The following is a 25797-nucleotide window of genomic DNA, read 5'->3' as shown; positions in this document are numbered from 1 at the left end:
TGCCCTTTTTTGTTCTGAACACGACCAGTTATTTAAAGGCGCATTTGCGGGCGTCACCATCCTTGGTTGCACACTCATCACCGTTCCAATTGCTACCGGTGGCTTGAACTGGAGTGTCGTTTCTGTAGCCGGCCGAGACGCCAAGGTCTGCCTCACCTTCGTATCGGCAGATGACAACTGAATTAGCAGTGTCTTTATCTTTAAGTCGGGCAGAAGTGAAGGTGACATCTTCGGCGCCTTGCGCATGGGTCACTGATATCGTTGGGCAGGTTGCAGCATAGGCAGTACTCATCATGGTCAGACCAAGCAGGGCGCCAGTGACAATTTTCAACTTCATCATTTCGTACTCCGTTACGTAATCGGAGTGGAGATATTCACTTGCGTCGTTATGACTGCCAACTGTCAGATCTGACAGTTGGTTAGTTCTAATTGAAATAAATAGTCGGGTTTTCAGTTTGAAGTCGAATAGTGAAGGGGCTATTCAACGATTGAACAATTCATTTAGGTGAGTGCGTAGAGAAGGGGATGCGCCGCGAGGAACATGCCGCCCAATACCCGGTCAAACCGGCAGTTTCGTCGCCGTTATCCGGTGGCAGCTTTTCCCCAAGAGGATGTCTGAATGAAGATTTCACGCGGTTTTGCCCTGGCATCGCTCCTGACTCTGGCCGCCGGGCCGGTGTTTGCCGGTTTCAGTTTGAACGATGTGGCCGGGGCGGTAGCGGGGATGCAGGGTGGTGACAAGGCGGCCGCTGCGGCGCCGACCTCGGAGACCGCTGGTTTGTTGAGTGCTCTGAGTGCGCTGGACGTCACGCCGGAGCAGGCCGTTGGCGGCACCAGTGCGATGCTCGGGCTGGCGAAGAATCAGTTGAGCAGCACCGACTATTCGCAACTGGCCAAGGAAGTGCCGGGCATCGACAAGTTGTCCGGTGGCAGCGGCAATCTGGCGGCGCTGGGCGCGTTGCTCGGTTCGTCCGGCAAGTCCGCTGGCCTTGAGAATGCGTTGGGCAATGTCAAAGACACCAACGACCTGAACAACGCGTTCAGCGCGCTGGGCATGGACAGCGGCATGATCGGCCAGTTTGCCCCGGTGTTGCTGCAATATCTCGGTCAGCAGGGCGTCGGTGGTTCGCTGTTGAGCAGCCTGGGCAGCATCTGGAGCACCGGCACCGGCACTTGAGTCAGCGGCGCTCGCTGCGCAGCTCGGCGATGCGCTGATCCTTTTCGGTCCAGAGCTGGTTGACCCAGTTCTGGACACGCTGGCGAAACGCCGGATCCTTCTCGTAATCGCCCTGCCACAGCGTCGGGTCGAGTTCGCGGGTCCTGATGTCGATGATCACTCGCGGCACGTTGCCGCTGATCAAATCCCAGAAGCCCGGGATCTTCTCCTGCGGATACACCACCGTCACATCGAGCATCGCGTCGAGTTGTTCACCCATCGCCGCCAGCACGAACGCCACGCCGCCGGCCTTGGGTTTGAGCAGGTGGCTGAACGGTGATTCCTGCTGGGTGCTTTTCGCCAGGGTGTAGCGCGTGCCTTCCAGATAATTCACCACCGTCACCGGTTGGCGCTTGAACAGCTCGCACGCCGCTTTGGTGATTTCCAGATCCTTGCCCGCCAGTTCCGGGTTCTTCGCCAGAAAGGCTTTGGTGTAGCGCTTCATGAACGGGTAATCCAGCGCCCACCACGCCAGGCCGAGGAACGGCACCCAGATCAGCTCTTTCTTGAGGAAGAATTTGAAGAACGGCGTGCGCCGGTTGAGGGTCTGGATCAGCGCCGGAATATCGACCCACGATTGATGGTTGCTGACCACCAGATAGGACGTGTCGCGGCGCAGATCGTCGCCGCCGCGAATGTCCCATTGCGTCGGGATGCACAGGTGGAAGATCAGCTTGTCGATTTCGGCCCAGGTCTCGGCGATCCACATCACCGCCCCCGATGCGTAATCCCGCCAGCGCCCGGGTGCGACCAGTTTGAGCAGGGCAAACACCATCAACGGCCCGATCAGGATCAGGGTGTTGAGCAACAGCAGCAGGGTGACGAAACAGCCGGTGAGCAGGCGGCGCATAAGCAACTCTATGAAGTGGCAGGGGCGAGCCATGATAAGCAGCTTCGCGCGACAGGCCAAATCGGTGCTGACGAATGTTTCACTTTTCGCCGGGTATGCTTCGCTCAAGTGTTGCGTTGCCTGAGCTGGCCCCTTCGCGAGCAAGCCCGCTCCCACATTTTGAAATGCGTTCCCCCTGTGGGAGCGGGCTTGCCCGCGAAGGCGGCCTATGGCGAACGAATGACTTCGCTGGTGTCTAAAATCCCGCGCCTGCCGCCCTTAAATTTTTCCAAGGAAGCCCCTTACGTGAAATCCCTCCTTGCTCTGTTTGCCCTCATCGCGCTGCCGGTCATGGCCGCCGAGCCGACGCTGTACGGTCGCTACGAATACATCGCGCTGCCGGAAATCGGTGGCGAAGTGCTCAAGGCCAAGATGGACACCGGTGCGCTGACCGCCTCGCTGTCGGCCAAGGACATCGAGACCTTCACCCGCGATGGCGAAGACTGGGTGCGTTTCCGCCTCGCCACCAAGGACGCCAGCAACAAGGTCTTCGAGCACAAGGTCGCGCGCATCAGCAAGATCAAAAGCCGTTCCGACGAGGATGATGAAGAGCGCGACAGCAGCGATGTCGCCAAGCGTCCGGTGGTCGATCTGGAACTGTGCCTGGGCAACGTCAAGCGCACCGTCGAGGTCAACCTGACCGACCGCAGCCACTTCAACTACCCGCTGCTGATCGGCGCCAAGGCCTTGCGCGAGTTCGGCGCTGCGGTCAATCCGGCGCGGCGTTACACCGCCGACAAGCCTGACTGCTAAGTGGTCTGATTGACGTAACCCCGGGCTTGGGGCACGGTTCGCGCACTAACTGCCACGGGCTCGGACGCCATGCCGCACATCCTGATTGTCGAAGACGAAGCGGCGATTGCCGACACACTGATTTTTGCCTTGCAGGGCGAGGGGTTCAGCACCACGTGGCTGAACCTCGGCGCAGCGGCGCTGGAGCATCAGCGGCAAACCCCGGCCGACCTGATCATTCTCGATATCGGCTTGCCGGACATCAGTGGCTTCGAAACCTGCAAGCAGTTGCGGCGCTTCACGGAAGTGCCGGTGCTGTTTCTCAGCGCCCGCGACGCCGAGATCGACCGCGTCGTGGGTCTGGAGATCGGTGCCGACGATTACGTGGTCAAGCCGTTCAGCCCGCGTGAAGTGGCGGCGCGGGTCAAAGCCATCCTCAAACGCATGGCGCCGCGCCCTATCCCGGAAGCAGGCTCAACGCTGTTTCGCATCGATGCCGAACGCGTGCAGATCAGCTATCGCGGCCAGCCGCTGAGCCTGACCCGCCATGAATTCCGCTTGTTGCAATGCCTGCTCGAACAACCCGAACGAGTGTTCAGCCGCGAGCAATTGCTCGATGCGCTGGGCGTTGCCGCCGATGCCGGTTACGAGCGCAGCATCGACAGCCACATCAAAAGCCTGCGCGCCAAGTTGCGCCTGGTGCGCGCCGAGGCCGAGCCGATCCAGACCCATCGCGGCCTCGGTTACAGCTACAGCCCGGGGCACAGCTGATGTCGCTGGGGCTGCGGATCTTTCTGGTGTACGTGCTGTTTGTCGGCCTGACCGGTTATTTCGTGCTCAACACGGTGATGGAGGAAATCCGCCCCGGCGTACGCCAGTCCACCGAAGAGACGTTGGTTGACACCGCCAACCTGATGGCAGAAATCCTGCGCGACGATTTCAAGGCCGGCACCCTCAGCGAGAACCGCTGGCCGCAACTGCTCCGTGCGTATGGCGAGCGTCAGCCGCAAGCGACCATCTGGGGCTTGCCGAAGAACCAGGTCAACCATCGCATTTACGTCACCGACGCCAAGGGCATCGTCGTGCTCGACTCCAGCGGCGTCGCAGTCGGCCAGGATTATTCGCGCTGGAACGATGTTTACCTGACCCTGCGCGGCGAGTACGGCGCGCGCTCCAGCCGCAGTGATCCTGCCGATCCGAGCTCGTCTGTGATGCACGTCGGCGCGCCGATCCGCGACAACGGCAGGATCATCGGTGTGGTCACTGTGGCCAAGCCCAACAGTTCGCTGCAACCCTACGTCGATCGCACCGAGCGGCGTTTGCTGTTTTACGGCGCCGGACTGATCGGCCTCGGCCTGCTCTTCGGCGCCTTGCTCTCATGGTGGCTCAGCCGCGCGCTGCACCGATTGACCGGTTATGCCCAGGCGGTGAGCCAAGGCCGGCGCGTGGAAGTGCCGCACTATCGCGGCGGCGAACTGGAGCAACTGGCCACAGCGGTCGAGCAGATGCGCACGCAGCTCGAAGGCAAGGCGTATGTCGAGCGCTACGTGCACACGCTGACCCATGAATTGAAAAGTCCGCTGGCGGCCATTCGAGGCGCGGCGGAGTTGCTGCAAAGCGAAATGCCGGCCGTCCAGCGTTTGCGCTTTGTCAGCAACATCGACAGCGAGAGCGCGCGGATGCAGCAGTTGATCGAGCGCCTGCTTAATCTGGCTCAGGTCGAGCAACGCCAAGGGCTGGAAGAACGGGTGGCAGTGCCGCTGGCGCTGTTGGTCGCAGAACTGCTCAAGGCGCAGGCCGCGCGGATCGAGGGCAAACAAATGCGCGTCGAGCAAGCGATCGGCGAGGATCTGCTGTTGATTGGCGAGCCGTTTCTGCTGCGCCAGGCGTTGGGCAACCTGCTGGAAAACGCGCTGGATTTCACTTCGGCGCAGGGCTTGTTGCGCTTGCGTGCCGAGCGGGTTGGCGAGCAGATCGAGTTCCGCCTGTTCAACCAGACCACACCGATTCCCGATTACGCCTTGCCGCGTTTGACCGAACGCTTCTACTCGTTGCCGCGACCGGACAGCGGACGCAAGAGCACCGGGCTGGGGCTGAACTTCGTTGAAGAAGTGGTCAAGTTGCATGGCGGGGCGATGCGCATTGGCAATGTCGAGGGCGGGGTTGAGGTGGTATTGCGCCTGCCGTGAGACCGAGTCGCGGCCTTCGCGAGCAGGCTCGCTCCCAAAGGGGAATGCATTCTCCACACAATCTCCATATTCCCCCCACACTCCCACCACACCGCATCAGCAGACTCCCCCCATCCAAACAGGGAGAGTCCCATGAACAAGAATCTGACCATCAAGCTCGGCGCGATTGCCTTGCTGATCCTGCTGTTGCTGATCCCGTTGCTGATGATCGACGGCATCATCGATGAGCGTCAGCAACTGCGCGACGGTGTGCTCGAAGACATCGCGCGCAGTTCCAGTTACAGCCAGCAACTGACCGGGCCGGTGCTGGTGGTGCCGTATCGCAAGGTGGTGCGCACCTGGAAGACCAACGAGAAAACCAACAAGCGCTACGAGGACATCAGCGAAGCGCGCGGGCGTTTGTACTTTCTGCCGGAGCGTTTCGAACTCGACGGCCAGGTGCAGACCGAACTGCGCAAACGCGGCATTTACGAGGCGCGGCTGTTCCACGCCGATAACCGTATCGACGGGCATTTTTCCCTGCCGGCACAGTTGGGCATCAAGGAAAATTTTGCCGATTACCGATTCGACGCGCCGTACCTCGCCGTGGGTATCAGCGACATTCGCGGCATCGAAAACGCGCTGAAACTCGAGCTCGCCGGCCAGCAACTGGACTTCGTGCCCGGCAGCGAAGTGGCCTGGATCGGCGAGGGCGTACACGTGACCCTGCCGGCGCTCGACGCCAGCAAAGCCACGCAACTGACTTTCGGTTTCGACCTGCGCCTGCAAGGCACCGGCTCGCTGCGTGTGGTACCGGTAGGCAAGACCAGCAGCGTCAGCCTCGCCGCCAACTGGCCGCATCCCAGCTTCGTCGGCAACTTCCTGCCGGCCAAGCGCGAGATCAACGATCAGGGTTTCAGCGCCGACTGGCAGACCTCGTTTTTCTCCACCAATCTGCAAGAGGCGATGGAGCGCTGTGTCGCTGGCGACTGTGATGCACTCAACGGCCGCAGCTTCGGCGTCAGCTTCATCGATCCGGTGGATCAGTACCTGAAGAGCGACCGGGCGATCAAATACGCGCTGCTGTTCATCGTCCTGACCTTCGCCGGTTTCTTCCTCTTCGAAGTGCTCAAGAGCCTGGCGGTGCACCCGGTGCAATATGCCTTGGTCGGTGTCGCGCTGGCGTTCTTTTACCTGCTGTTGTTGTCACTGTCGGAACACATCGGTTTTGCGCTGGCGTATCTGTTGTCGGCCAGTGGTTGCGTGTTGTTGATCGGCTTCTATGTCAGCCACGTCCTGCGCAGCGCGCGGCATGGCTTGAGTTTCTCGGCCGGGCTGGCGGCGCTGTATGGCTTGCTGTACGGCTTGCTCAGCGCCGAGGATTACGCGCTGCTGATGGGCTCGCTGATGCTGTTCGGTCTGCTCGGGGTGTTCATGGTGCTGACGCGCAAACTGGACTGGTACGGGATTGGTTTGAAGCCGGCCAGGCCGCTGGAGTTTGACGTGGAGGCGATGCAATGAGCCGGGTGGGATTGCGTGAAGATCAGCGGGAGCTGGAGGTTTTGATGACGCTGATTTTTGCAGCGCTGCCATCGGAACCGAGGTGGTGCATTCGCGAGCAAGCCCGCTCCCACATTGGATTTTTGTTGCTGCAACCATGGCATGAACAACACAGATCAACTGTGGGAGCGGGCTTGCTCGCGAAAAGGCCGGAACAGGCGCCGCCGGCTTAAGGCTTGGGCATCGTAGCGATCATGGACGGTCGCTGACTCGCCTCAACGAACCAGTTGGCCAGTTGCGGGTTGGCATCCCGCCAGTCCATGTCCGGGAAGCGCAGATCCAGATAGCCCAATGCGCAGGCCACGCTGATCGCCGCGACATCGAAATGGCTGGTCAGCTCGGCAATCGCTTCCTTCTCAAGCACGGCGAGGGCGCGGCGGATCTTGTCGCGCTGGGCGTCGAGCCATTCGTCCCAGTGTTTTTCCACCGGGCGCAGCACAGTTTCATAACGCACCATCACCGAGGCATCCATGATCCCGTCAGCCATCGACGCCAGCGTCAGGCGCCGCCAGCGCGCCGCACCTTCACGGGGGATCAGCGGATTGCCGACGTGCTGCTGGTCGAGGTACTCGAGGATGACGCGGCTGTCATGGATGACATTGCCGTCGGCCAGGCGCAGGGCGGGGATCTTGCTCAACGGGTTGTCGGCGATCAGCGCCGGGTTCGGGCTGACCGGGCTGAGCACACATTCCTGCAGCGCGACACGATCCTGCTGACCGGTTTCGTGCAGCAGCACCATGACCTTGCGGACGAAGGGCGACAGGGTGTTGTGGTACAGGGTCATGCTGGGGGCGGACATGGAGGAACCTCGGTGGTCGGCGAAGAGCAGGAGATTAGCCTAATCACATCACGCTTGGCTGGCGAGGATTCGATGGTGTGCTGACTGACGCCTTCGCTAGCAAGCTCGCTCCCACATTTGAAATGCGTTCCCCTGTGGGAGCGAGCTTGCTCGCGAAGGCGCCATGTCAGGCAACAGTAATCACCCGCGCTGCAGCAATCCCCTTATGGCCAAAACCGCTGGCACACCAAGCCCGACCCAGCTCAACGCATCCCAGATTCCATCCCCCAGCAACGCCGCAAACAGCCCCGCCGCACTGAGCAGGGCGATCACGATCGGTGTGCTGAAGACCTTCCAGAAACTCGACTGACGCGGCTTCATGCCGAGGCCTCCGCCGTTTCCAGAACAGGCTTGGCCGCCTTGCGCCGCACTACCCAAAGGTAAACGCCACTGGCCAGCACGATGATCGTCAGCACATCCAGGGTCGCCCAGAGAATCTTCATCGGCATGCCGCCGTAGTCACCAAAATGCAGCGGTTGCGACATGCCCATGGCGTCCATGTACCACGGACGTTCCGCCACAGCGGTGACTTGCAGAGTCGTGGCATCGATCAGCACCGGCGTCAGCAGGTGCGAGGTCAGGTGCGTGCCGCCCTTCATGAACACCGCGTAATGGTGCTCGCTGGAAAAGCGCGTGCCGGGGAAGGCGATGAAATCCGGCTTCATCCCCGGTGCGACTTCCTCGGCGATGTCGAGCAGCCGCGTAGCCGGCGCCAGTTGCGTCAGCGGCGGCGCATCGCGATACGGCGCGATCAGCGTGGTCAACGCGTCGTTGCGCCAGGCGGCGATGAGCAGGTCGGCGCATGCGCTGATCACCCCGGTCACGCCCACCACCAGGCACCAGGTCAGGGTGACCACACCGATCAGGTTATGCAGATCGAGCCAGCGCAGCCGCGTGGATTTGTCCTGACGCACGGTGCCAAATTTCAAGCGGCGCATGAATGGCAGGTACAGCACCGTGCCGGAGATGATCGCCACGACAAACAACAGACCCATGAACGCCAGCAGCAGCTTGCCCGGCAGCCCGGCGAACATGTCGACATGCAGGCGCAGGATGAACAGCATCAGGCCACCGTTCGCCGAAGGGGTTTCCAGCGCTTCGCCAGTGCGCGCATCGAGCATGAAGGTGTGCGAAGAGTTCGGCTCGGTGTCGGCAGTCTTGGCCATGATCGCGAACGCCGCGTTCGGCTCTTCGTCGTCGTAGCCGAAGTACTGCATCACTTCGCCCGGGCGATGCTTCTGCGCGGCATCGACCAGTTGCTGCAGATTGAGTTGCGGCGTGTCGGCCGGCATCTCGCGCAGCTCCGGGGCGTTGCCCAGCAAGTGATCGATCTCGTGGCTGAAAATCAGCGGCAGACCGGTCAGCGCCAGCATCAGCAGAAACACCGTGCAGATCAGGCTGGTCCAGGTGTGGATGAACGACCAGCGGCGGATGGTTTTACTTTTCATTGCATGACCTTCAAAAACACCAAAGCCGCCCGGTGCGGACGGCCTGGGAACAGGGCCTGTTTCAGCTCACTGGCTTACCACTTGTAAGTGGCGCTGGCGACGACACTGCGCTGGTCGCCGTAGTAGCAGTAGAAGCTGTCGCAGGTGGAAATGTAGTCCTTGTCGAACAGGTTGGTCGCATTCACCGCCAGCGATGCACCCTTCAGACTGTTGTCCAGACGGCCGAGATCATAATGCACGCTGGCGTCGAACACGGTGTAGGCGTCAGCCTTGCCCAGCCAGGTGTTGGCCTTGTCGCCGTAGGTGTTGCCGGTGTAGCGCACGCCGGCACCGATACCGAAACCGTCGAGCACGCCGGCGTGCCAGGTGTAGTCGGTCCACAACGAGGCCTGCTGGTTGGGCATCAGTTGCAGACGGTTGCCCTTGTCGACGCCTTTCTGCACTTCGGACTTGGCCAGGGTGTAGGCGGCGATGACTTTGAGGTTGTCGGTCACATCCGACACCGCTTCCAGCTCGAGACCTTTGACCTTCACTTCACCGGTCTGGCTGGTCACTGAAACGTTGTTGACGAAGGTGTTCACTGCGACATTCTTCTGGGTCAGGTCATACACGGCGGCGGTCAGCAGGGTCTTGCTGCCCGGCGGCTGGTATTTGATACCCAGCTCCCACTGCTTGCCTTCGGTTGGCTTGAGCGAACCGGTTGAGGTGACATCGGCGCCAGTGGTCGGCTGGAACGACTCGGCGTAGGACAGATACGGCACGAAGCCGTTATCGAAGACGTAGCTGAGCGCCGCGTTGCCGCTGAATTTCTTGTCGCGCTGGGTATTGGTGGCATCGCCCTTGTTGAAGAATTCAGTGCTGGTGTGCACCCAGTCTTCACGGCCGCCGAGGGTCAGGCGCCACTGGTCGAGAGCCATCTGATCCTGCACGTAGAGACCGGTCTGGTAGGTCTTCTGGTTGTAGTCGTAAAACGCGGTGGAGCGTGCTGGACGTACGATCGGCTGGCCGTAGATCGGGTTGATGACGTTGGTTTGCAGACCATCGCCAAAAATCGAGGTGTAGTTGGTGTTGCTGCGCTGGTGATCCAGACCCAGCAGCAAGGTGTGGCGAATCTCACCCGTGGCGAAGTCGGCCTGGAAGTTATTGTCCACGGCGAACTGGCTGATGTCTTCATCGACGCTGGTGCTGGTGCGGCCGACGTTGCCCTCTGCATCCACGGTAGTGAACGGGTAGGAACCGGGTGTCAGCGACTGGAACGACAGGTCCGACTTGGTGTAGCGCAGGTTCTGTTTGAACTGCCAGACATCGTTCAACCGATGTTCGAAGGCATAACCCAGCGCGTAGTAGGTGCGGTCGTAGTATTCCCAATCCGGATCGCCGAGATTCTTGTGATGGGAAATATCACCGAGCGGCGATTTGATCTTGGTGCCCTGGATCGGCAGAAACTGGCTGGTGATGCCGGTGTCGTCGCGGGTGAACTGGCTCAGCAGAGTGAGTTTGGTGTCGTCATCGATGTTCCAGGTCAGGCTCGGCGCGATGTTGTAGCGCTTGTTGTCGACGTGATCGACCTGGGTGCCGCTGTCGCGCACCACGCCGCTGAGGCCATAGAGAAACTGCCCGGCGTCATCGATCTTGCCGGTGCTGGCGAAGTTGATCTGGCGGTGATTGTCGCTGCCGTATTGCAGCTGGATTTCGCTGCTGGCCTCGGCGCTCGGACGGCGGCTGACCATGTCGAGCAGACCGCCCGGCGGGGTCTGGCCGTACACCGACGAAGCCGGGCCACGCAGCAGGGCGAGGCGGTCGAGGTTCCAGGTTTCCTGTTTCGGATTGGCGTACACGCCTTTGGGCAGCGGCAGGCCATCGAGGAACTGGGTCGGCTCGAAACCGCGTACGCGCAGCCAGTCGGCGCGGGTGTCGCTGCCATAGCTGCTGGCGGTGATGCCGGGCATGTAGCGCACGGCGTCATCAAGGCTGTGCACGCTGCGGTCATCCATCTGCTGACGGGTGGCCACCGAGATCGAACGCGGTGCTTCGACCAGGGCGGTGTCGGTCTTGGTGCCGGCGGCGGTGCGGGTCGCGGTGTAGCCTTCGACCGGGCCCCAGGCGCTTTCGAAGTTTTCCACACCGATGACCGAAGTTTCCGGCAGGGCCAGCGTGCCTTCCGGCATGGCCTCCAGTGTGTAAGTGCCGGCGCTGCTCTGTTCCAGTTGCAGACCGGTGCCCCGCAAGGCTGCGCGCAGGGCGCCGACGGCATCGTATTGGCCGTTGACCGGTGCCGAGGTCTTGCCGGCGGCCAGCGCAGGATTGAGCGACAGGGCGAGGCCGCCCTGACTGGCGATCTGGTTCAGGGTGGTCGACAGCGGCGCCGCCGGCAGGTTGTAGGCGCGCACGCTGGACGCTTGCTCGGCGGCGAGCAACGGACTGCTGATCAGCGGCGTGCCGAAAGCGATGGCAAAAGCCAGCAGACTGGGGCGCAACAAGGTGTCTGGCGAACGGGACATACGGCGGCTCCTGAATGGAAATATTTCTCAATTGCCTGTGTGCCGGACGAGATTGGAAAAGTGATAGGGCTGGGTGGAAATTCTTTTGGCTGGAAATGGTTGTGCGGCTGATGTCGCCTTCGCGAGCAGGCTCGCTCCCACATTGATCGTTCCCACGCTCCGCGTGGGAATGCCTCAATGGACGCTCTGCGTCCGCTTCGGCAGGGACGCAGAGCGTCCCGGGCTGCATTCCCACGCAGAGCGTGGGAACGATCATGTCAAGGGGCGGAGGGCTCCGCCTTCGCCACGGTGACCCAATACGGCGTATGCCGCTCGATCTGCACCGGCAAGGTCGGCAGCAATGCACTCAGGGCCTTGTCGGTGTCGTGCAATGGAAAGCTGCCGGTAATGCGCAGATCGGCCACATCCGGCGCCACGCCGAGATGCCCGCGGCGATAGCGCCCCAATTCATGCACCAGATCGCCCAGCCGTGCGTTGTCCACCACCAGCATGCCGCGCGTCCAGGCATCGGCGCCGGGGGTGAGGGCGGCAATCGAGCCCAGCCCGTCACTGCGCAGCAACACCTGCTGGCCTTCGCGCAGAATCTGTTCTTGCGGGTTGGCCTGGGCATGCGCCGCCACCGCTGACTGCAACACGCTCAGGCGCGTGCCGTCGTCCTCGCGCTTGACCAGAAACCGCGTGCCCAGCGCACGCATGCTGCCTTCGCGGGTTTCGACGATAAACGGCCGCGCATCGCCATGCCCGGTCTCGATGAGGATTTCGCCTTCCTGCAGCACGATCAAGCGGCGCTTGTCATCGAAGCGTACGTCGACCGCGCTGTGGGTGTTGAGGTTGAGCAGAGTGCCGTCGGACAGGCGCAGGGTGCGCTGTTCACCGGTGGCGGTACGCTGATCGGCAAGCCAGTAATCCAGCGGCAGATAGCGCTCACTGACAAACAGCCCCAGCCCGACGACCATCACTACACTGGCCAGCCCGCTGCCGAGTTTGCGCACGCGCCGGCGAATACCTTCGCGCGATTGCAGCAACGCATTGCGCGCCGGGCCCTTGGCGACGCTGAAACGCTGATCGAGCATGCCCAGCTGGCGCCAGGCGCGAGCATGTTCTTCATGCGCCGCATGCCATTTGGCGAACTCCTCGCGCTCCAGCGCGGTGCTCGAATCGAGAGTCAATTGCCAGGCAATCGCCGCGTCCAGCACGTGCGCCGGCACCGGGCGCGAACTGGCCGCGGTCATGTCGGTTCACCGTAAAGGGCGATGTAGCACTGACGCAGACCTTGCGCCAGATACTGACGCACGCGCGGCACCGAGACGCCGAGTTTACCGGCGATCTCGGCGTGGCTGAGGCCGTCGAGGCGGTTATACAGAAACGCTGCGCGGGCCTTGGTCGACAACTTGCCGAGCAGGCGATCGATGGCTTTGAGGTCGTCGAGGATCATTTGCTGTTCTTCCACCGACGGCTGCTCGTCTTCGGGGATCAGCATCAGTTCGGTGAGGTAGGCCTGTTCCAGCGCCGCGCGGCGGAAGTAGTCGAACAACAGGCCCTTGGCGATCGCCACCAGAAACGCCCGGGGTTCGCGCGGCGTCAGCAGTTCGTCGCGGTTGAGCAGGCGCACGAAGGTGTCCTGGCTCAAGTCCTCGGCGCGTTGCGGACACGCCACATTGCGCCGCAACCACGCCAGCAGCCAACCGCGATGGTCGCGATACATCGCACCGACGAGCTCACTGTGGGGGTTGGGCACTGATGACACCGGACATCACCGATTGGGAAATGTTAACTAACGAGAATAGTTCGCGATTCTGGCAGAGGTGGGAATGGTTAGCAATTGGCCACTGGTCAGGTGATCTGAAGCAACGCGTTGCCTTGTAGATACTCTGTTCACGGTCAAGCTTTTTGGACGTGTTTACCGCTAAAAAGCTTGGCCGTGTCGAAGTCTTCTCCGGCCTGCATGCAGGCCCATAGTCCGGTCAGGTATTTGCGCATGACTGCGACGATAGCTTGCATCTTCCTCTTTCCTCGGGCCACCAACGCTTCGTAAAACGCTTTCACGTTCGGGTCGCAACGTATGGCGGTCAGCGCAGGCATGTACATCGCTGAGCGCAAATAGGCATTGCCGCCCTTACTTATCCGGCCGGGTTTATCAATGCTGCTTCCTGATTGCGTGAGTCGGACATCGAGTCCGGCATGGCGGCTAACCTGCGCGGATTTAAGCGTCACCGGTAAGGTCGTCAGTTCAGCCAGCGCTGCAAATACTGAGATCTCACCCATGCCTGGAGCGGCAATCATGTGTCCAAACTGGGCGCTCAACATTGGGCAGTTGTCGATCAATGCCCGACCAGCGACACGGAAACGCTCGATTCGTTTGTCAAAGGCGTTGATGGCCTCTTCTTCATCCTCAATCAGCATCGGGAGTGTTGTTTGAGTAGCTTTTAGCGCATGCAGCTCGTTTTTGGCGCGGGTGCGGTGACCTGTCAAACGATTGATGTGGCGGCCGATAGCACGCAGCTCAAGCTGTATTGAAGTGGGCGGCGTCCACAACCTTGGGCTCATCCGTTCGCCGTATTCAGCTAATAATTGGGCATCGATTGCGTCCGTTTTGCTGTTTTTCAGCATCAGCTTTGCAAAGTTGTGAAAACTCTTCGGATTGATAACCGAGACTGGCAAACCCGCCGCAGCGAGCTCCATGGCCAAGTCCAGGTAGTAGATACCGGTGGCTTCCATCACCACAGATATCGGCTTGAGCTCAAGCAATTTGCCGACAGCAGCCTTGCGCCCCGCCGGCGTCTGGTCGATATTGCACTGACCTGCAAAGCGGCCGCCATTGCGCCAGCCCATCGCTGTAGTGCGAGATCCCACATCCAAACCGACGTGCATGTTCATGCTTTCAACTCCAAGAGAACTGAGTTAAAAATGCTTCCTGGTTCCCCTGACCTCGAACTTCATGCCACTGCAACCTTGTAATGCGAAGTCCGACTCGTCGGCTTCTCGATACTCTTCGTGGTGGGCAATGAGGCGGGGGGACCTCTCTACAGACAAGGTCAGGAGCAAGTCCTGCCTTAAGGAGCGATCGGTCTCCCCCAGAAACACATCTTCGTATGTCGCACCAGCGAGCTTAGATCTCATTCATGCTGGTGTCTGGGGAACATACAAGGAGCGAGCCTGCTCGCGAAGGCGGCTGGGGAGGTGCCGAAAAGCTAGAAGGACGGCGCCTGCTGCCGCCGCTTCCACTGGCTCAACCGCTGCTGCAGATTCAACGGACTGTAAATCTGCTGCGCCCGCGCCCGGCTGAACAGAATCAGTGCGAGTTCCGCCGTGGCCAGCGCATCGGCACTGGCGTTATGCCGTTCGAACACTTCAAGCCGGAACCACTCGATCCACTCATCCAGCCCCGCCTCGCGAATCTGCGCCTGCGGACATAACAGCGGCGCAATGTCCGCCACATCCAGAAATACATGTTGCAGCTTGTGCCCCAGATGTTCCTTCAGCGCGCGCCCGAGCATGTGCTGATCGAACGGCGCATGAAACGCCAGCACCGGGCTGTCGCCGATGAACTCCAGCAACTCCAGCAACGCTTCCGCCGGGTCGCTGCCTGCGGCAATTGCACTAGGGCCGAGGCCATGAATCAGCACGCTGGGGCTGAGCTTCAATTCGCGGCATTGCAAGGTGCGTTCGAACTGCTGACGGAAATCGATCGCGCCGTCCTCGATCACCACCGCGCCGATCGACAGGACCCGATCCTTGCTCATATTCAGGCCGGTGGTTTCCAGGTCCAGCACCACCCAGCGCTGCTCGCGCAGGCTGCATTCGTTCAGCTCGGCAAGCGCCGGCAGCTTCGCCAGCCGCTGCTGCAAGTCCGCCGACACCACGGGGCTGGCCGGGCGCAGCCAGGAGAACAGGCTCATAGCTGATACCGCAAGGTCAGGCTGCTTTGCAGGCGCTGCGCCTGGCGCAGGGATTCGCGCAGGATGCGCCGGTCGAGATGATTGAGGCTGTCGGGATCGACGCGGTTGGAGTACGGCTGGTTCTCCCGGGTTTGCAACTGATGCTGCTGCATCCGCGTTTGTTGAATGAAGTGATAGGCCTCTTCATACGCCGCGCCGTCGAGTGGCTCGATGACCTCTTTATCGACCAGTTGGCGAAAGCGTTCGAGGGTGTTATTGGCGTCGATGCCGTTGGCCAGCGCCAGCAAGCGGGCGCCGTCCACGAACGGCGTCAGGCCCTGGATTTTCAGATCCAGCGTGGCCTTCTCGCCGTTCTTGCGTGCCAGCACGAACTCACGGAAGCGCCCAACGGGAGGGCGATTGCGCAGCGCATTTTCGGCGAGCATGCGCTGGAACAGACGATTGTCAGCGACTTGATCGAGGATGCCCCGGCGCAATTGCTCGCAGCCTTGCTCATCGCCCCAGACCACACGCAGGTCGAAATAAATGCTCGAGCCCAGCAGGTTCTCCGGCGTGGCTTCGCGGATGAACGCGGCAAAGCGCCGCGCCCATTCGGCCCGCGACAGACACAGCTCGGGATTGCCGGCCATGATGTTGCCCTTGCACAGGGTGAAGCCGCACTGCGCCAGGCTGTGGTTGATCTGCTGGGCAATCGGCAGCAGCTTGCCGCGAATCTCTGCTGCGTGCGCCGCGTCGTGGGCATCGAACAGGATGCCGTTGTCCTGGTCGGTGTGCAGCGTCTGCTCGCGCCGGCCCTCGCTGCCGAAACACAGCCAGCTGAACGGCACGCCCGGGTCGCCTTTTTCCGCCAGGGTGAGTTCGATCACCCGGCACACCGTGTGATCGTTGAGCAGGGTGATGATGTGGGTGATCTGCGTCGACGACGCGCCGTGGGCGAGCATGCGCTCGACCAGTTGGCCAATCTCGCCGCGCAGGGTCACCAGTTGTTCGACCCGTTGCGCGCTGCGGATGGTCCGGGCGAGGTGGACCAGATCGACCCGTTGCAGGGAGAACAGATCACGCTCGGACACCACGCCGCACAAGCGCTGATCCTTGACCAGGCAGACGTGAGCAATGTGCCGCTCGGTCATGGCGATCGCCGCATCGAAGGCGCTGTGATCCGGCGACAGATAAAACGGTGATCGAGTCATGTGCTGTTCGATGGCGTCGCTGAAATCACCGACACCTTCGGCGACCACATGGCGCAAATCGCGCAGGGTGAAAATCCCCAGCGGCGCCTTGTGCTCATCCACCGCGACGATGCTGCCGACCTGTTGCTCGTGCATCAGCTTCACCGCTTCACGCAACGGCGTCTCGGCGCTGCAGGTCACCGGATGGCGCATCGCAAGTTCACCGAGACGAGTGTTCAACGAGTATTGGGTGCCGAGGGTCTCCACGGCTTTTTGTTGCACTTGCTGGTTGACCTGATCGAGCAGGCTGCTGACCCCACGCAAGGCGAAATCGCGGAAGGCGCTGGACAGGGCGAACAGTTTGATGAACGCCAGTTTGTTCAGTTGCAGGCAGAAGGTGTCTTCGCCCGCCAGGTGCTCGGTGCGTGTGGCGCGTTCACCGAGCAGCGCGGCCAGCGGAAAGCATTCGCCGGTGGTGATTTCGAAGGTGGTCTCGGTGCCGGGCTTGGTGATGTGCTGGCGTTCGCCGACCACCCGACCCTGTTTGACGATATGAAAGTGTTCCACCGGGCCGTCGGCCGGTTTGATGATGCTCTCGCCCTGGGCGAAAAAACGCAGCTGACATTGCTCCACCAGATAGGCGAGGTGGGCGTGTTCCATCTGATTGAAGGGCGGGAAGCGCTGGAGGAATTGCAGGGTGCCCTGAATGTTCTGCAACACCGCGGTTTTCCCTGCCTGGGTGAAGGCGTCCGCTTTGCTCATAACCATTACCGCAGTCTTTTTCGAATTGTTGTGGTCGGATCGTTGCGGCCATGGTCGACCCCGGCGGGCAGAGTGCCCATTGGACGTAAGTCTAGGTTTAGCCACCATTGGCCGATTTTCGGAAATAACCTACACAAAAGCTCGGAAAAGCTTGCGCTAGCCACTTGGAAAAAATTCCGACGAAGTGCACATTGAAGCGCTGTCCGGCGATGTCTGACGACTTGCCAGGGATTGTTTGAACATTTAGAGAACGCCATGTCCGACCACGATATTTTGAGCGACGCCGAGCGTGAAGCGCTCAGCGCAGTAATGCTCGAACCTGATCTGCCGCCGCAGCGTGTCCTGATCGTCGACGACGACAAGGACGCCCGCGAGCTGTTGTCGGAGATTCTCGCGCTGGACGGCATTCGCTGCATGACCGCAGCCAGCGGTGAAACCGCGCTGAAAATGCTCGATGAAAAGCCTTCGATCGGTCTGGTGATTACCGACCTGCGCATGGGCAATGTCGACGGCCTCGAGCTGATTCGCCAGGTGCGTGAATCGGTACGGGCAGCGATGCCGATCATCATCGTCTCCGGCGATGCCGACGTGAAAGACGCGATCGAAGCGATGCATTTGAGCGTGGTGGACTTTCTGCTCAAGCCGATTGATACGGGCAAGTTGCTTGAGTTGGTGAAACACGAATTGGGCATAGAACCTTAAGACATATTTCGTCGCCCAGCAGATGATCGTTCCCACGCAGAGCGTGGGAACGATCAAAGAATTCAATCCACCTCAAAAACAAAAAGGCCCTGAACTCTCGATCAGGGCCTTTTTCATTCCAACCATCAACTCAAGTCACAGACCATTTGCGGCCTTGAACTCACGACGACGGCGGTGCAGCACCGGCTCGGTGTAGCCGTTCGGTTGCTTGGTGCCTTCGATCACCAGTTCGACCGCCGCCTGGAAGGCGATGTTGCTGTCGAAGTCCGGTGCCAGCGGGCGATACAGCGGGTCGTTGGCGTTCTGGCGGTCGACCACCGGCGCCATGCGCTTGAGGCTTTCCATCACCTGTTCCTCGGTGACGATCCCGTGGCGCAGCCAGTTGGCGATGTGCTGGCTGGAGATGCGCAGCGTCGCACGGTCTTCCATCAGGCCGATGTCATTGATGTCTGGCACTTTCGAACAACCGACACCCTGGTCGATCCAGCGCACCACGTAACCGAGAATGCCTTGGGCGTTGTTGTCCAGTTCGTTCTTGATCTGCTCTGGTGTCCAGCTTGGGTTCACTGCCAATGGAATGGTCAGGATGTCGTCCACCGAGGCGCGCGCACGTTTGGCCAGTTCGGCCTGACGCGCAAATACGTCAACCTTGTGGTAGTGCAGCGCGTGCAGCGCAGCGGCGGTCGGCGATGGCACCCAGGCAGTGTTGGCGCCGGCGAGTGGGTGAGCGATTTTCTGCTCGAGCATCGCGGCCATCAGATCCGGCATCGCCCACATGCCTTTGCCGATTTGCGCACGACCCTGCAGGCCGGTGCTCAGACCGATATCGACGTTCCAGTTTTCGTAGGCACCGATCCACTTCTCGGCCTTCATGTCAGCCTTGCGCACGACAGGGCCGGCTTCCATGGAGGTGTGGATTTCGTCGCCGGTGCGGTCGAGGAAACCGGTGTTGATGAACACCACACGCTCGCTGGCCGCCTTGATGCAGGCCTTGAGGTTGACCGTGGTGCGGCGCTCCTCGTCCATGATCCCGACTTTCAGGGTGTTGCGCGGCAAGCGCAGGACATCTTCGATGCGCCCGAACAGCTCGTTGGTGAATGCCGCCTCTTCCGGGCCATGCATTTTCGGTTTGACGATGTACACCGAACCGGTGCGGGTGTTGCGCCGCGAGGTGTTGCCGTTGAGGTTGTGCATTGCGGCCAGGCAAGTCACCAGACCGTCGAGGATACCTTCCGGTACTTCGTTGCCTTGGCTGTCGAGGATCGCATCGATGGTCATCAGATGGCCGACATTGCGCACGAACAACAGCGAACGACCGTGCAGGGTCACTTCTCCGCCATTGGGCGCGGTGTAGGTGCGATCCGGGTTCATGGTGCGGGTGAAGGTCTGGCCGCCCTTGGACACGGATTCCGCGAGGTCGCCCTTCATCAGGCCGAGCCAGTTGCGGTAGATCACCACTTTGTCGTCGGCATCGACGGCGGCCACGGAATCTTCGCAGTCCATGATCGTGGTCAGCGCCGCTTCCATGAGGATGTCTTTGACGCCGGCGGCGTCGGTCTGGCCGACCGGGGTGCTGGCGTCGATCTGGATTTCGAAGTGCAGGCCGTTGTGCTTGAGCAGCACCGCGATCGGTGCGTTGGCGTCGCCCTGGAAGCCGATCAACTGGGCGTCATCGCGCAGGCCACTGTTGCTGCCGCCCTTGAGCGTCACGACCAGTTTGCCGTCAGCGATCTTGTAGCCGGTCGAGTCGACGTGGGAGCCCGCTGCCAGTGGCGCGGCTTCGTCGAGGAAAGCACGGGCGAAGGCGATGACTTTGTCACCACGCACCTTGTTGTAGCCTTTGCCTTTTTCCGCGCCGCCCTCTTCGCTGATCGCGTCGGTGCCGTAGAGAGCGTCGTACAGCGAACCCCAGCGGGCGTTCGAAGCATTGAGCGCGAAGCGCGCGTTCATCACCGGAACGACCAGTTGCGGGCCGGCGGTGCGGGCGATTTCATCGTCGACGTTTTGTGTCGTCGCCTGGAAATCAGCCGCTTCTGGCAGCAGATAACCGATCTCTTGCAGGAAAGCTTTGTAGGCCACGGCATCGTGCGCCTGGCCGGCATGCTGCTGATGCCAGGCATCGATGCGCGCCTGGAAGTCATCGCGTTTGGCGAGTAGGGCTTTGTTCTTCGGCGCCAGGTCGTGAATGACCTTGTCGGCACCTTCCCAGAATTGTTCGGCGGTGAGGCCGGTACCGGGAATGGCTTCGTTGTTCACGAAGTCGAACAGGACTTTGGCGACCTGCAGGCCACCGACTTGAACGTGTTCAGTCATTGCTTGCCTCACTCTGCTCAGCTATTTCGCTTTTCAGCTCGTCAATTTAACAATGAAGCTTCTGGCCATTTAAACCACAAACCTGCGGACCAGTACATGCCATTGCTGGCGGCTGGGCTAGGACCAATCAACGGCTTGGAGGCCTTGCTGACGGGGCTTTCAGGGTTGCGAAGGGCCTTGGGCAGACATCGATCCAGCGTTATGTAGTGCGCGCTGCGGCATACTACATGATGAGTTGCGCTTGTGAAAATCAGACTAATTACGTCGTTCTGCGACCTCATGACGCATTGCGGTCACGTCGCGGAACGGGATGTTCTCAAAAAAGCATTGGATTGTTCCAGCTAAATATCGAAAGTTGTACACATAAATGCTGTTTGGCTGCTATGGCGCAGTCTGGCGTCTCCACCTTTGCGATGAGCGAATCTGTGGCGAGGGGATTTATCCCCGTTGGGTGGCGAAGCCGCCCCCTGCGCTCCGGCTGGCAGACCCAATTGGCAGGACTCACGACTGCTGCGCAGCCGCACGGGGATAAATCCCCTCGCCACAGGCCATCATCTGCCAGCACTGGGTCAGGCTGAATCAAGCCGCTTGCCTATACTTGCCCTTCGATAACAAAAGTCATGACAAGAGGGCTGCGCCATGGATCATCTCGTACTCACCGTTTTTGCCCCGGACAAGCCCGGGCAGGTCGAGCGCATCGCCCAATGCATCGCCGAGCACGGCGGCAACTGGCTGGAAAGCCGCATGTCACGCATGGCCGGGCAGTTCGCCGGGATCCTGCGCGTGGGCGTGCCGGCGGAGGCTTACGATGAACTGGTCGATGCCCTGCAAGCGCTCTCGGCCCATGGCATCCGCGTATTGATTGCCGAAAGCGGCGTCGAGCAGTCCTGCACGTGGAAACCGATCGCCATGGAACTGGTCGGCAATGACCGACCGGGTATCGTCCGCGATATCACTCGGCTGTTGAGCGAGCAGGGCGTAAACCTGGAGCGACTGGTAACTGAGGTGCGCCCGGCGCCGATGAGCAGCGAGCCGCTGTTTCACGCCGAGGCGATTCTGGCGGTGCCACTCACCTTGTCGCTCGACGTTCTGCAGGCGCGCCTGGAAACCCTGGCCGATGATCTGATGGTCGAGCTGGTGTTGCGCACAGAGGTTTAAGCGCAAACAGGGTTATTCAGGTTTAACGTGCACCTGCCTGTGGATAACCTGTAGAGACGGGCCGCCACGCCACGCCGGCCGTGGCTTTGCGCCGGTTGATCAAAAAACCGCCAACATTCAGTGACTTGCGCACAAACGGCGGGGATCACGCTGTGGATAAGCTTGGGAAGGAACGATGCAGGCCACGAGAACCGTGGCCTGTAGAGGTTTGTGCGTTTTTTGATCAGGTGCGTCGGCGCAAACTTATCCACGCGTCAACGCTATAGACCGCCAACCCGGCCCAGATAAACATGAACGCGACCAGCGTGCTCGAAGACAAATGCTCGCCAAACAGCAGCACGGCTTGCAGCAACACCAGCGTCGGCGCGATGTATTGCAGGAAGCCGATGGTGGTGTAGGGCAAGTGGCGGGTGGCGGCGTTGAAACACACCAGCGGCACCAGCGTCACCGGGCCGGCGGCCACCAGCCACCAGGCTTCGGAGGTGGTCCAGAAGGCCGGCTGCACGCTGGTGGCAGTCTGGTTGAACAGCAACCACGCAATCGCAATCGGCACCAGCATCCAGGTTTCCACCACCAGCCCCGGCAGCGCTTTGACCGGCGCCTGCTTGCGGATCAGGCCGTAAAAACCGAAGGTCAGCGCCAGCGCCAGCGACACCCACGGCAGGCTTCCGACTTGCCACACCTGCTGCGCCACGCCCACCGCAGCCAAGCCAACGGCCACCCACTGCATGCGCCGCAGCCGTTCGCCAAGGATCACCATGCCCAACAGCACGTTGACCAACGGATTGATGTAGTAACCCAGACTTGCTTCGAGCATGCGGCCATTGTTCACCGACCACACGTAGGTCAGCCAGTTGGCCGCGATCAGCGTGCCGCTCAACGCAAGGATCGCCAGGCGTTTAGGGTTGTCGAGCAGCTCGCGCAGCCAGCCCGGGTGCTTCCACACCATCAGCAGCAACGCACCGAACAGCGCCGACCACAGCACCCGGTGAATGATGATCTCGACGGCCGGGACTTCGGCGATGGCTTTGAAATAGATCGGGAACAGGCCCCAGATGATGTAGGCGCTCAGGCCCAGAATGTACCCGCGACGCGGGTTGGCGGCTTGCATGCAGAATCCTTGTTCAGGCAGCTGACAAAGGAGTGATTGTAAGGAGATTTGTCTGCGAATGTCGCAGACCAATGTTCATGGAATTGTGAACACCGAATGTGGGAGGGGCTTGCTCCCGAAGGCGGTGTATCAGCCAACATCAATGTTGAATGCCAATCCGCTTTCGGGAGCAAGCCCCCTCCCACATTAGCCAAGCGTTGAATCAGAACAGTTTCAACGGCTCTTCATTCAGTGCCGCCAGTTGCTCACGCAACGCCAGCACCTGATCGCCCCAGTAACGCTCAGTGCCGAACCACGGAAAGCTGTGCGGGAATGCCGGGTCATCCCAGCGCCGCGCCAGCCAGGCGCTGTAGTGCATCAGGCGCAAGGCGCGCAACGGTTCGATCAGCGCCAGTTCGCGCGGGTCGAAATCATGGAATTCGTTGTAGCCGTCCATCAATTCCGACAACTGCCCCAGACACTCCTGGCGATCGCCGGCGAGCATCATCCAGATGTCCTGCACCGCCGGGCCCATGCGGCAGTCGTCGAGGTCGACGATGTGGAACATCTCGTCGCGGCACATCATGTTGCCGGGGTGGCAGTCGCCGTGCATGCGGATGTTCTGGTGCGGCGTGGCGGCGTAGACGTCTTCGACGCGTTTGAGCAGGTCGCGGGCAACCGACTCGTAAGCCGGCAGCAGGCTTTTGGGAATGAAATTGCCCTCAAGCAGGGTGTTCAGCGAAGCATGGCCGAAGTTCTGCACGGCGAGGGCTTCGCGGTGTTCGAACGGCTTGGTGCCGCCCACCGCATGCATGCGCCCGAGCAACTGGCCGAGGCGATACAGCTGATCAAGATTGCCCGGCTCCGGCGCACGGCCCCCACGGCGCGGGAAAAGCGTGAAGCGGAAACCGGCGTGCTCATGCAGGGTTTCGCCGTTGTGGATCAGCGGCGCCACCACCGGGATGTCGATGTCGGCCAGTTCGAAGGTGAACTGGTGCTCCTCAAGGATGGCCTCGTTGGTCCAGCGCTGCGGACGATAGAACTTGGCAATCAGCGGCTCGGAGTCTTCGATACCGACCTGATACACGCGGTTTTCGTAGCTGTTGAGCGCCAGAATGCGCGCGTCGCTGAGGAAACCGATGCTTTCAACAGCATCCAGGACGAGATCGGGGGTGAGGGTTTCAAACGGGTGGGCCATGCTGACTCCTGCGCGCAGCAGGCTGCTGCGTCCGGCTCGGCATGGTAGCGCAGACTGTAGCGGTTGAGGGTTTTGCCTTGGAAACGGGTTGCCTGTAAGGGCCTCTTCGGGAGCAAGCCCCCTCCCACAATGGATCTGCAGTGTGCTGATCTCATTCACACAGGCGATCAAATGTGGGAGCGAGCCTGCTCGCGAAAGCGGATTATCAGGCGCCGACGATCCCACCATCCTCGCGAGTAATCGCCATCACCGACGACCGCGGCTTGCCGTTGGGCAGGTGCTCGGGGAAGGTCGAACCGCCGTTTTCGCCCGGATGCTGAATCCCGACAAACAGGGTTTTCTGATCCGGCGAGAAGCTGATCCCGGTCACTTCGCAACCCACCGGCCCGACCATGAAACGGCGAATCTCACCGGTCGCAGGATCGGCGCAGAGCATCTGGTTGTTGCCCATCCCGGCGAAGTCGCCAGCGTTGCTCGAGTCACCATCGGTGAGAATCCACAGGCGGCCGGCCTTGTCGAAACCCAGACCGTCGGGGCTGTTGAACATGTTCTGCGGGGTGATGTTGGATGAGCCACCCTTCGGCGTCCCGGCATGCACACCGGGGTTGCCGGCGACCACGAACAGATCCCAGGCAAACGTCTTCGAAGCGTGATCGTTGCGGTCGGTGCGCCAGCGCAGAATCTGCCCGTAAACGTTCTTCTCGCGCGGGTTCGGCCCGCCCACCGGTTGCCCGTCTTCGCCGCGTTTGGCGTTGTTGGTCAGGGTGCAATAAACCTGGCCGTCCTTGGGGCTGACGACGATCCACTCCGGGCGGTCCATGCGTGTTGCCCCAACCACGCTGGCGGCGAGTCGCGCGTGAATGAGCACTTCAGCCTGATCGGCAAACCCGCTGCTGGCGTCGATGCCGTTCTTGCCGTGGGTCAGTTCGATCCACTGGCCCTGGCCTTTCGGGTGATCAGGGTTGCCGTCGCCGGCATCGAATTTGGCCACATACAACGTGCCGTGATCGAGGATGTCGCGGTTGGCTTTCTGATTGCGATGGTTGATGCGATCGCGGCTGACGAATTTGTAGATGAACTCACCGCGTTCGTCGTCGCCCATGTACACCACAGCGCGACCATCGTCGGTCTCGGCCAGTGCGGCGTTTTCATGCTTGAAGCGGCCCAGCGCGGTGCGTTTGACCGGAGTCGATTGCGGATCGAACGGATCGATCTCGACCACCCAGCCGTGACGGTTGAGCTCGTTGGGGTTCTTGGCCATGTCGAAGCGCGGGTCGTGCGGGTGCCAGTTGATGTCTTTGCTGCTGGCGACAACGCCGTAGCGCTTTTGCGCGGCATCGAATTGCTGCTGGGCGTTGCTGCTGCCGAAGCAGTCGGTGAAGTTTTCTTCGCAGGTCAGATAAGTGCCCCACGGCGTCTTGCCGTTGGCGCAGTTCTGGAACGTGCCGAGGACTTTTTTGCCGTGCTTGTCAGCGGCGGTTTTCATCAGATCGTGGCCGCGGGCCGGACCGCTGATGCGCAGCGGCGAGTTACCGTGAATCCGACGGTTGTAGCGCGAGCCTTGGACGAATTGCCACTGGCCGTTCTTGCGCTGCACTTCGATCACCGACACGCCTTCGCAGGCCAATGCCTTGCGCACGTCTTCAGCCGACTGCGGCATGCCGCCATGCGGATATAGATAGCGATAGTTGGTGTATTCGTTGTTGATCGCCATCAGCGCGCGGTTCTTGTCGTCCGGGAAGGCGAACAGGCTCATGCCGTCGTTATTGTCGCCGAACTGCACTTCCTGTGCGGCAGCGGTGCCGTTACCGCTCGGATCGAAGGCCGGGCCGTTCTTGTGCAGCGGCTGGCCCCAACTGATCAGCACCGAAGACTTGTAGCCCTTGGGCAGGGTGATGGCGTCGGTGGTCGCCGCCGGAATGCTCTCGAAACCGAGCAGGCGGCTGTTGCCGGCGCTGACGCTGGCGGCCATGACGCTGCGGCTCAACAGGTTGCCGCCAAGGAACATCGCCGCCCCGCACAACGCGCCGGCGCTGATGAAACCGCGACGGCTGAGGCCGACCATTTTTTCCAGATCAGTGGATTGGTTTTCTTCTAATAGGCTCACATCAGGCTCCCTGCTTGGTTATGGGCAACACCTTAATGCGGGTCGAT

22 protein-coding genes are annotated in these 25797 nt (G+C 61.0%); 7 read left to right on the top strand and 15 right to left on the bottom strand.

Annotated features, from left to right (window positions below):
• Positions 1-28: 28 nt before the first annotated feature.
• A complete protein-coding gene (locus ACZZZ4_RS06550; RefSeq protein ID WP_341638063.1) occupies positions 29-340 on the bottom strand; it encodes a hypothetical protein in 312 nt (103 codons plus the stop codon).
• 279 nt (positions 341-619) lie between these two features.
• On the opposite strand from ACZZZ4_RS06550, the gene ACZZZ4_RS06545 reads away from it, so the two are divergent.
• A complete protein-coding gene (locus tag ACZZZ4_RS06545; RefSeq protein ID WP_463547471.1) occupies positions 620-1177 on the top strand; it encodes a DUF2780 domain-containing protein in 558 nt (185 codons plus the stop codon).
• Between the two features lies 1 nt (position 1178).
• On the opposite strand, the gene ACZZZ4_RS06540 is transcribed toward ACZZZ4_RS06545, so the two are convergent.
• The gene (locus ACZZZ4_RS06540; protein WP_039757648.1) at positions 1179-2066 is read right to left on the bottom strand and encodes an acyltransferase; all 888 of its coding nucleotides are present in this window, start codon (positions 2064-2066) and stop codon (positions 1179-1181) included.
• A 285-nt stretch (positions 2067-2351) separates the two neighbouring features.
• Between ACZZZ4_RS06540 and rloA2 the strand changes: the two genes are divergently transcribed.
• From rloA2 to creD, 4 genes are all read left to right on the top strand, one after another.
• A complete protein-coding gene (rloA2, locus tag ACZZZ4_RS06535; RefSeq protein WP_463547470.1) occupies positions 2352-2858 on the top strand; it encodes a retropepsin-like aspartic peptidase RloA2 in 507 nt (168 codons plus the stop codon).
• Between the two features lie 69 nt (positions 2859-2927).
• On the top strand, positions 2928-3608 hold the full coding sequence (gene creB / locus ACZZZ4_RS06530; RefSeq protein WP_039757649.1) for a two-component system response regulator CreB: 681 nt from the start codon (positions 2928-2930) through the stop codon (positions 3606-3608).
• Complete coding sequence (gene creC, locus ACZZZ4_RS06525; RefSeq protein ID WP_463547469.1) at positions 3608-5026, top strand: two-component system sensor histidine kinase CreC; 1419 nt, start codon at positions 3608-3610, stop codon at positions 5024-5026. The genes creB and creC overlap by 1 nt, the downstream gene beginning before the upstream one ends.
• 132 nt (positions 5027-5158) lie before the next feature.
• Positions 5159-6526, top strand: coding sequence for a cell envelope integrity protein CreD (gene creD / locus ACZZZ4_RS06520; protein WP_463547468.1), 1368 nt, complete (start codon positions 5159-5161; stop codon positions 6524-6526).
• 208 nt (positions 6527-6734) lie between these two features.
• Here the strand turns inward: creD and ACZZZ4_RS06515 are convergent, their stop codons facing one another.
• The 9 genes from ACZZZ4_RS06515 to ACZZZ4_RS06475 form a co-directional block, all read right to left on the bottom strand.
• Complete coding sequence (locus ACZZZ4_RS06515) at positions 6735-7364, bottom strand: glutathione S-transferase (protein WP_463547467.1); 630 nt, start codon at positions 7362-7364, stop codon at positions 6735-6737.
• A gap of 180 nt (positions 7365-7544) precedes the next feature.
• A complete protein-coding gene (locus ACZZZ4_RS06510) occupies positions 7545-7724 on the bottom strand; it encodes a hypothetical protein (protein WP_463547466.1) in 180 nt (59 codons plus the stop codon).
• Positions 7721-8851 carry a PepSY-associated TM helix domain-containing protein gene (locus tag ACZZZ4_RS06505; protein WP_463547465.1) on the bottom strand — a complete coding sequence of 377 codons (1131 nt, stop codon included), beginning with the start codon at positions 8849-8851 and terminating at the stop codon, positions 7721-7723. The genes ACZZZ4_RS06510 and ACZZZ4_RS06505 overlap by 4 nt, the downstream gene beginning before the upstream one ends.
• A 74-nt stretch (positions 8852-8925) precedes the next feature.
• Positions 8926-11352: a TonB-dependent siderophore receptor gene (locus ACZZZ4_RS06500; RefSeq protein WP_463547464.1), complete on the bottom strand. Its 2427-nt coding sequence runs from the start codon at positions 11350-11352 to the stop codon at positions 8926-8928.
• A 257-nt stretch (positions 11353-11609) separates the two neighbouring features.
• Positions 11610-12584, bottom strand: coding sequence for a FecR domain-containing protein (locus ACZZZ4_RS06495; protein ID WP_415761225.1), 975 nt, complete (start codon positions 12582-12584; stop codon positions 11610-11612).
• On the bottom strand, positions 12581-13057 hold the full coding sequence (locus tag ACZZZ4_RS06490; protein WP_166554767.1) for an RNA polymerase sigma factor: 477 nt from the start codon (positions 13055-13057) through the stop codon (positions 12581-12583). Before ACZZZ4_RS06490 ends, ACZZZ4_RS06495 begins: the two co-directional genes overlap by 4 nt.
• A gap of 176 nt (positions 13058-13233) precedes the next feature.
• Complete coding sequence (locus tag ACZZZ4_RS06485; RefSeq protein ID WP_310408833.1) at positions 13234-14229, bottom strand: IS110 family RNA-guided transposase; 996 nt, start codon at positions 14227-14229, stop codon at positions 13234-13236.
• 314 nt (positions 14230-14543) lie between these two features.
• Entirely contained in the window at positions 14544-15251 is a 708-nt protein-coding gene (locus ACZZZ4_RS06480) for a 3'-5' exonuclease (RefSeq protein WP_463547463.1), read from the bottom strand.
• On the bottom strand, positions 15248-17182 hold the full coding sequence (locus ACZZZ4_RS06475; protein WP_463547462.1) for a putative nucleotidyltransferase substrate binding domain-containing protein: 1935 nt from the start codon (positions 17180-17182) through the stop codon (positions 15248-15250). Before ACZZZ4_RS06475 ends, ACZZZ4_RS06480 begins: the two co-directional genes overlap by 4 nt.
• Positions 17183-17437: 255 nt before the next feature.
• Here ACZZZ4_RS06475 and ACZZZ4_RS06470 point away from each other — a divergent pair, with 255 nt between their 5' ends.
• Positions 17438-17884, top strand: a complete 447-nt coding sequence (locus ACZZZ4_RS06470; protein WP_016772851.1) for a response regulator — start codon at positions 17438-17440, stop codon at positions 17882-17884.
• Between the two features lie 135 nt (positions 17885-18019).
• On the opposite strand, the gene ACZZZ4_RS06465 is transcribed toward ACZZZ4_RS06470, so the two are convergent.
• The gene (locus ACZZZ4_RS06465; protein ID WP_415761227.1) at positions 18020-20197 is read right to left on the bottom strand and encodes a malate synthase G; all 2178 of its coding nucleotides are present in this window, start codon (positions 20195-20197) and stop codon (positions 18020-18022) included.
• Between the two features lie 639 nt (positions 20198-20836).
• On the opposite strand from ACZZZ4_RS06465, the gene ACZZZ4_RS06460 reads away from it, so the two are divergent.
• Positions 20837-21355, top strand: a complete 519-nt coding sequence (locus tag ACZZZ4_RS06460) for a glycine cleavage system transcriptional repressor (protein WP_016772854.1) — start codon at positions 20837-20839, stop codon at positions 21353-21355.
• Positions 21356-21578: 223 nt separating this feature from the next.
• Here the strand turns inward: ACZZZ4_RS06460 and rarD are convergent, their stop codons facing one another.
• From rarD to ACZZZ4_RS06445, 3 genes are all read right to left on the bottom strand, one after another.
• Complete coding sequence (gene rarD, locus ACZZZ4_RS06455) at positions 21579-22466, bottom strand: EamA family transporter RarD (protein WP_415761229.1); 888 nt, start codon at positions 22464-22466, stop codon at positions 21579-21581.
• Positions 22467-22668: 202 nt separating this feature from the next.
• Positions 22669-23643 carry a serine/threonine protein kinase gene (locus ACZZZ4_RS06450; RefSeq protein WP_039757662.1) on the bottom strand — a complete coding sequence of 325 codons (975 nt, stop codon included), beginning with the start codon at positions 23641-23643 and terminating at the stop codon, positions 22669-22671.
• Between the two features lie 205 nt (positions 23644-23848).
• Complete coding sequence (locus tag ACZZZ4_RS06445) at positions 23849-25750, bottom strand: PhoX family protein (RefSeq protein WP_129997748.1); 1902 nt, start codon at positions 25748-25750, stop codon at positions 23849-23851.
• Between the last annotated feature and the right edge of the window lie 47 nt (positions 25751-25797).

The organism is Pseudomonas sp. AC252, assembly GCF_979258105.1.
The sequence above is the reverse complement of the archived record's forward strand: the minus strand, read 5'-3'. Positions and strand labels throughout refer to the sequence as shown.

Excerpts from the sequence above, each read along its gene's own strand:
- ACZZZ4_RS06550 (WP_341638063.1), bottom strand. The coding sequence starts at position 340 with ATGATGAAGTTGAAAATTGTCACTGGCGCCCTGCTTGGTCTGACCATG.
- ACZZZ4_RS06545 (WP_463547471.1), top strand. The coding sequence starts at position 620 with ATGAAGATTTCACGCGGTTTTGCCCTGGCATCGCTCCTGACTCTGGCC.
- ACZZZ4_RS06540 (WP_039757648.1), bottom strand. The coding sequence starts at position 2,066 with ATGCGCCGCCTGCTCACCGGCTGTTTCGTCACCCTGCTGCTGTTGCTC.
- creB (WP_039757649.1), top strand. The coding sequence starts at position 2,928 with ATGCCGCACATCCTGATTGTCGAAGACGAAGCGGCGATTGCCGACACA.
- creC (WP_463547469.1), top strand. The coding sequence starts at position 3,608 with ATGTCGCTGGGGCTGCGGATCTTTCTGGTGTACGTGCTGTTTGTCGGC.
- creD (WP_463547468.1), top strand. The coding sequence starts at position 5,159 with ATGAACAAGAATCTGACCATCAAGCTCGGCGCGATTGCCTTGCTGATC.
- ACZZZ4_RS06515 (WP_463547467.1), bottom strand. The coding sequence starts at position 7,364 with ATGTCCGCCCCCAGCATGACCCTGTACCACAACACCCTGTCGCCCTTC.
- ACZZZ4_RS06510 (WP_463547466.1), bottom strand. The coding sequence starts at position 7,724 with ATGAAGCCGCGTCAGTCGAGTTTCTGGAAGGTCTTCAGCACACCGATC.
- ACZZZ4_RS06505 (WP_463547465.1), bottom strand. The coding sequence starts at position 8,851 with ATGAAAAGTAAAACCATCCGCCGCTGGTCGTTCATCCACACCTGGACC.
- ACZZZ4_RS06500 (WP_463547464.1), bottom strand. The coding sequence starts at position 11,352 with ATGTCCCGTTCGCCAGACACCTTGTTGCGCCCCAGTCTGCTGGCTTTT.
- ACZZZ4_RS06495 (WP_415761225.1), bottom strand. The coding sequence starts at position 12,584 with ATGACCGCGGCCAGTTCGCGCCCGGTGCCGGCGCACGTGCTGGACGCG.
- ACZZZ4_RS06490 (WP_166554767.1), bottom strand. The coding sequence starts at position 13,057 with ATGTATCGCGACCATCGCGGTTGGCTGCTGGCGTGGTTGCGGCGCAAT.
- ACZZZ4_RS06485 (WP_310408833.1), bottom strand. The coding sequence starts at position 14,229 with ATGAACATGCACGTCGGTTTGGATGTGGGATCTCGCACTACAGCGATG.
- ACZZZ4_RS06480 (WP_463547463.1), bottom strand. The coding sequence starts at position 15,251 with ATGAGCCTGTTCTCCTGGCTGCGCCCGGCCAGCCCCGTGGTGTCGGCG.
- ACZZZ4_RS06475 (WP_463547462.1), bottom strand. The coding sequence starts at position 17,182 with ATGAGCAAAGCGGACGCCTTCACCCAGGCAGGGAAAACCGCGGTGTTG.
- ACZZZ4_RS06470 (WP_016772851.1), top strand. The coding sequence starts at position 17,438 with ATGTCCGACCACGATATTTTGAGCGACGCCGAGCGTGAAGCGCTCAGC.
- ACZZZ4_RS06465 (WP_415761227.1), bottom strand. The coding sequence starts at position 20,197 with ATGACTGAACACGTTCAAGTCGGTGGCCTGCAGGTCGCCAAAGTCCTG.
- ACZZZ4_RS06460 (WP_016772854.1), top strand. The coding sequence starts at position 20,837 with ATGGATCATCTCGTACTCACCGTTTTTGCCCCGGACAAGCCCGGGCAG.
- rarD (WP_415761229.1), bottom strand. The coding sequence starts at position 22,466 with ATGCAAGCCGCCAACCCGCGTCGCGGGTACATTCTGGGCCTGAGCGCC.
- ACZZZ4_RS06450 (WP_039757662.1), bottom strand. The coding sequence starts at position 23,643 with ATGGCCCACCCGTTTGAAACCCTCACCCCCGATCTCGTCCTGGATGCT.